The organism is uncultured Lactobacillus sp. (genome assembly GCF_945290125.1).
GTDB classification, from domain to species: domain Bacteria; phylum Bacillota; class Bacilli; order Lactobacillales; family Lactobacillaceae; genus Lactobacillus; species Lactobacillus rizhaonensis.
Genome location: NZ_CALYQV010000091.1, coordinates 1 through 4,978, shown reverse-complemented (window position 1 = coordinate 4,978; position 4,978 = coordinate 1). Strand labels below are relative to the sequence as shown.

At 38.8% G+C, this 4,978-nt stretch carries 5 protein-coding genes; 4 read left to right on the top strand and 1 reads right to left on the bottom strand.

The genetic code is table 11. The features are described 5' to 3' along the window. Nucleotides 1–26: 26 nt before the first annotated feature. The 3 genes from gatA to Q0K80_RS09815 are packed head-to-tail and all read left to right on the top strand — an operon-like array spanning nucleotide 27 to nucleotide 3,851. Nucleotides 27–1,466, top strand: a complete 1,440-nt coding sequence (gatA, locus tag Q0K80_RS09825; protein ID WP_294605872.1) for an Asp-tRNA(Asn)/Glu-tRNA(Gln) amidotransferase subunit GatA — start codon at nucleotides 27–29, stop codon at nucleotides 1,464–1,466. Between the two features lie 3 nt (nucleotides 1,467–1,469). Beyond that, complete coding sequence (gene gatB, locus Q0K80_RS09820) at nucleotides 1,470–2,900, top strand: Asp-tRNA(Asn)/Glu-tRNA(Gln) amidotransferase subunit GatB (protein ID WP_294605870.1); 1,431 nt, start codon at nucleotides 1,470–1,472, stop codon at nucleotides 2,898–2,900. A 30-nt stretch (nucleotides 2,901–2,930) separates the two neighbouring features. Then, nucleotides 2,931–3,851 carry a diacylglycerol kinase family lipid kinase gene (locus Q0K80_RS09815; RefSeq protein ID WP_294605868.1) on the top strand — a complete coding sequence of 307 codons (921 nt, stop codon included), beginning with the start codon at nucleotides 2,931–2,933 and terminating at the stop codon, nucleotides 3,849–3,851. A 67-nt stretch (nucleotides 3,852–3,918) separates the two neighbouring features. Here Q0K80_RS09815 and Q0K80_RS09810 read toward each other — a convergent pair whose 3' ends face one another. Then, nucleotides 3,919–4,629: a Bax inhibitor-1/YccA family protein gene (locus Q0K80_RS09810; RefSeq protein WP_294605866.1), complete on the bottom strand. Its 711-nt coding sequence runs from the start codon at nucleotides 4,627–4,629 to the stop codon at nucleotides 3,919–3,921. 173 nt (nucleotides 4,630–4,802) lie between these two features. Here Q0K80_RS09810 and Q0K80_RS09805 point away from each other — a divergent pair. Further along, on the top strand, nucleotides 4,803–4,978 hold a 176-nt coding region (locus tag Q0K80_RS09805; RefSeq protein ID WP_294605874.1), incomplete at its 3' end, for a TRAM domain-containing protein.

Below are 4,978 nucleotides of genomic sequence, written 5' to 3'. Positions count from 1 at the left end.
ATTATTAATAAGGATGAGGACGAGTAATGAATTATTTAAATGAAGATATTGACTCTTTAAATGAAAAACTTGCCCACAAGACTTTGTCAGCCGACAAATTAGCGCAAGATACAATTGATAATATTAAAAAGACGGATGATAAGTTAAACGCTTGGATTGCTGTTCAAGAAGATGCAAAGCCTCAAAGTAATTTAGACTTTGCTCACAATAAACTTGCAGGAATTCCGATTGCCATTAAAGACAACATTATTACGGATGGTGTTAAAACAACGGCAGCTAGCCATATTCTAGATAATTATATTCCAGTATATGATGCGACTGTCATTGAAAGATTGAAAAAAGCGCAAGTAACTTTTGTGGGTAAAACCAACATGGATGAGTTTGCGATGGGTTCTTCTACGGAACATTCATACTTTGGCATCACCCATAATCCGTGGAATTTGGACAAAGTACCGGGTGGCTCTTCAGGTGGTTCAGCTGTTGCAGTTGCCTCAGGTCAAGTCGTTGCTGCTTTAGGTTCAGACACTGGTGGCTCGATCAGACAGCCTGCCGCATTTAACGGCATTTTTGGTATCAAGCCAACATACGGCCGTGTTTCCCGCTGGGGCTTAATTGCTTTTGCCTCTTCATTAGATGAAATCGGCGTGATGAGTAAACGAGCAAAAACTTCAGCTGAAGTTTTAAACGTTATTGCGGGTAGTGACGACCATGATTCCACTCTTTCGACTAGAGCAGTTCCCGATTTTACCAAGTATATTGGTCAAGATGTAAAGGGGATGCATGTAGCGGTAGTTAAAGAATATATGGCTGCAGTTGATGGCGATATGCGCAAGGCAATTCAAGAACAAATTGATGCTTTGGAAAATGCTGGAGCAATTATCACTGAGGTATCTTTACCTTTAACCAAGTATGTAGTTCCAGACTATTACATTATTGCTTCAAGTGAGGCTTCATCAAACTTGCAAAGATTTGATGGTATTCGTTACGGCTACCGTGCTCAAGATACTAAGAATCTATTAGATGTTTACGTTAAGTCTCGTTCAGAAGGTTTTGGCGAAGAAGTTAAACGCCGGATTATGCTAGGTTCCTTTGCTCTTTCAGCTGGCTCTTATGACCGTTTCTTTAGACAAGCTGCTAAAGTGAGAACGTTAATTTGTGACGAATTCGATCACATTTTCGCTGAGAATGACGTTATTGTTGGTCCAACTACTACCACGCCTGCTTTTGGCATCGGTAGTGAAATTTCTGACCCGATTAAAATGTACAATAATGATATCTTGACAATTTCAGCCAACTTAGCAGGAATTCCTGCTGCCAGTGTTCCTGCTGGTTTAGTTGATGGGATGCCTGTAGGACTGCAGATTATGGCCAAACGGTTTGATGAAGGCAGCATTTTCCAAGTTGCTGACTTTATCGAGCGAAGCAATAAGTTTTATGAAAAAACACCAACTGGAATGGAGGATTAACTGATGAATTTTAAATCAACGATTGGGTTCGAAGTTCACTTTGAATTAAAAACCAAAAGTAAGATTTTTTCACCTTCGCCAGTAAGTTATGGAGCTAAACCCAACACTGAAACAAATGTAATTGATTGGGCGATGCCAGGTGTTTTACCTTACGTTAACAAAGACGTTTACCGTTTAGGAATTATGGTTGCATTGGCCACACATGCTCATATTTTGCCAACAACTCATTTTGACCGGAAAAATTACTATTATCCTGATAGCCCTAAGGCTTATCAAATTACCCAATTTTTCCAACCACTAGCTCGTGATGGCTACGTTGAAATTGAATCTCACGGTAAGAAAAAGCGCATTGGAATTCATGAAATGCACATCGAGGAAGATGCCGGCAAGAATACTCATGGTACAAACGGTTATTCCTATGTTGACTTAAATCGTCAGGGTGTTCCTTTACTTGAAGTTGTTTCTGAGCCTGAAATTGCAGATCCTGATGAAGGATACGCCTACCTTGAAAAATTGCGTAAGATAGTGCAATTTACCGGTGCTTCCGACGTTAAGATGGAAGAGGGATCAATGCGTGTTGATACCAACATTTCCATTAGACCTGCCGGGCAAAAGGGACTGGGTACCAAAGTTGAAATGAAGAACTTGAACTCTTTTGAACACGTGCGTAAGTCTTTGGCATATGAAGAAAAGCGGCAAGCTCAAGTCTTACTTTCTGGTGGTCGCGTGCAGCTTTCTACTCGCCGCTTTGATGAAGCAACTGGTAAAACAGTTTTGGAGCGTGTCAAAGAAGGAGATGCAGATTACCGTTACTTCCCTGAACCTGATATTGCTCCTGATCATATCAGCCAAGAGTGGATTGATGAAATCAAATCAACTTTGCCACGCTCAGCCGAAGAACGTTACAACCTGTATGTGAATGAATTTGGTCTGAAAGAATATGACGCAAATGTTCTTCTGCAAACCAAAGAAAGTTCAGACTTCTTTGATCAAACGGTTGCTGCAGGAGCTGATCCACAGCTTGCTGCTAATTGGATGAACACTCAAGTTAATGGTTATTTGAATGATAATCGGGTTGAACTTGCTGGTATTAAGTTGACACCAGAGCATTTGGCTGCCATGATTAAGTTGATTAAAGATGGCACAATTTCTTCTAAGATTGCTAAAAAGGTTTTTGCAGAGACAATTGCTAATGGTACCGATCCTAAGAAATATGTTGAAGACAAAGGTATGGTGCAGTTGTCTGATACCAGCGTCTTAGCACCTATGGTGAAAGAAGTTGTTGATAACAACCCACAATCAGTAGAAGACTTTAAGAACGGTAAAGACCGTGCAATTGGCTATCTTGTCGGCCAGTTGATGAAACAGACCAGGGGCAAGGCAAATCCAAAGGTAATTAATAAGTTACTGAATGAAGAATTGCAGAAGCGTTAAGTAAGTTTTGAAATAATAAGGGTAGAAATTATGACTGAAAAAGCAAGATTGATCTATAATCCTGTATCTGGTCACGAACAGATGCCTAAAAATGTCGCGGATATATTGGACGTTTTGGAACAAGCTGGGTATGAGGCAAGTGCATTTAGAACTAAGCCAGAAAAGCAAAGTGCTCAAAAAGAAGCAACTCGGGTAGCTAATGAAGGCTTTGATCTGATTGTTGCTGCTGGCGGTGACGGCACCATCAATGAAGTGGTAAATGGCATTGCGAATTTGGAAAAAAGACCGAAGATGGCAATTATTCCTGCCGGTACCACTAACGATTATGCTCGTGCTCTGCATATCCCGCGAGATGATATTGCCGAAGCGACAAAAGTTATTCTCAAAAATAAAACCCGTAAAATGGATATTGGTGAGGCAACTTTTGCCAATGATATTCAGTATTTTGTTAATATTGCTGCTTGTGGTTCATTGACTGAATTAACATATGGTGTTCCGTCAGAAGTAAAGTCTGCACTTGGCTATACTGCTTACTTAATTAAAGGTGCGGAAATGCTGCCACATCTTACTGAAAATGAACTTCGTCTTACCTATGATGAGGGCGTATACAAAGGCAAGCTGTCTATGCTTCTCTTGGGAATGACTAATTCTATCGGTGGTTTTGAACAAATTATGCCTGATGCTGAGTTAAGTGACGGCTTGTTTCAATTAATAATTGTTAAGCCGTCTGATCCAGTAAAGCTGTTAAAATTAATGGCTTTAGCTTTAAACGGCAAGCACGTCGATGATCCTGACATTATTTACACTAAGACGCGTAGTTTAAAGATTGAATTAATGGGTAAAAGCAAAGGTGAAAAATTGCCGGTTAACCTTGATGGTGAAATTGGTGATTATTGTCCTGTTACTTTTAAAAATTTGCAACAACGAATTGAATTTTTCGTTGGTGAATAAATAAAGCACAAAAAAGAAGCAATTACTTTCACGAGTAATTGCTTCTTTAGTTTAGTAACAAAATCTATTAGTTGCGACTATTGCCACTGCCACCAAAGATTTCTATTAAGAACATAAAAATGTTAATGAAATCAAGGTAAAGTTGTAATGCACCGAGAACTGCTAAGCCGTTGGTTGAAACTTGGTCACCATAATTAGTGTAAATGGCTTTCATTTTGTTGGCGTCACTGGCAGTTAAACCTGTAAAAAGAATTACACCAATAAATGAGAAGACATAAGTAACGGCAGGGTTACGTAAAAACATATTAACTATCCAAGCAACCACAAAGCCAAGTAAAGCAGCACTTAAGTAAGAATTCCAGTTAGTCATATCTCTTTTAGTAAAAGTACCAAACAAAGCCATGGCAATGAATACCGCTGCAGCTGAAACAAAGGCAGAAGTGATTTGGGTGCCGGTATAAAAGCCTGCAATTAAAGCAAATTCAAAACCGTAAATTGCTGATAGTATCGTTAACATTACTAGACTGGCAACTGGATTGCGGTCAGCTTTAAAACTAATACCCATTGATAAGCCAAAAGGTACAAATAAAATGAGCCACATCATAGCTACTGGCATGTTCATCACAGCGCTTCTGAATACGGTCATTGTTAAGTAAGCTGCTAAAGCAGAAACAAGTACCGCGCCAGCCATCAAAGCATACATTTTAGTTAAAAAAGTATTGGTTTCGGAGATGGTGTGGATTTGGCGCCTGTCTGAATTAGTATCATAATTATTCATGAAAAACGTCCTTTCTTTAATTTATTAGTATTAAAAGTAACACAGACGACAATAAGTGTGAAGGAATAAAGCTGAAATTAATCCAATATTAAGAAACCGGTATCTGCATTACTTTTGCTGGGATTTTTAGTAAAATAAAGTTATTAATTAGTGTTTGTAAAAAAGGACAAAATATGGAAAAGAATCAAATTATCAAGTTAGAAATTACCGATTTATCATATGAAGCTATGGGAGTAGCTCATTATGAGGGCATGACAGTATTTGTCAATAATGCTTTACCGGGAGAGACGGTAAAAGCCAGGATCTTAAAAGTAAAAAAGCACTTTGCTTTTGCTAAAATTGAACAAAT